Source organism: Vibrio sp. 1402, assembly GCF_033340275.1.
The window spans coordinates 1-602 of the sequence record NZ_JAWOWE010000442.1 but is presented as its reverse complement, the minus strand read 5'-3'; the positions used below and the strand labels follow the sequence as shown (position 1 = coordinate 602).

Sequence of the window (602 nt, the reverse complement as noted above, 5' to 3'; positions counted from 1 at the left end):
ACCAAGCAGACAATCGCAATCAGTATGATGACAGCGAAGCCTTTGTTTGAATCAGAAGAACTGCGTGATACGTGACGAGTGCTGTTTGAGTTATCCAAGATCAGATGACCAAAATGAGCAATGCAGGTAATGCCAAATAACGCACCAATCAGACGAGTATTCAACCGCATATCACCATTTAAGATGTGGCTGAACTCATGGGCAATTACACCTTGAAGTTCGTCACGGCTAAACGCATCTAGTGCTCCTTGCGTTACTCCGATGACGGCATCATCAATGCTCATGCCTGCAGCAAACGCGTTGATGCCGTGCTCTTCCGCCATCACATAAACTGGTGGCACGGGAATTCCCGACGCGATGGACATTTCTTCCACAACATTGAGTAACTGGCGGTGTTTCGCATTTGACGTGTCTGTCGAAATCAACTTGCCGCCGATACTTTCTGCAACGCCACGTCCACCATTGGCGTTTAGCTCACTAAGACGAATGAATGAGCTGATGCTAACAACCGTTAGCACGCCCACAAAGCTCAACAAACAATAACTGATGATGGATTGAGTGGTGAACGGTTCGCCAGTGAAATAGAAGTAGATGCCAATCGA

Annotated in this window: 1 protein-coding gene; it reads right to left on the bottom strand. The window is 47.2% G+C overall.

What is annotated here, in order from left to right; translation table 11 throughout:
* The coding region (locus R7044_RS26555; RefSeq protein ID WP_225456156.1) for a M48 family metalloprotease at nucleotides 1-602 on the bottom strand (602 nt) is incomplete at both ends.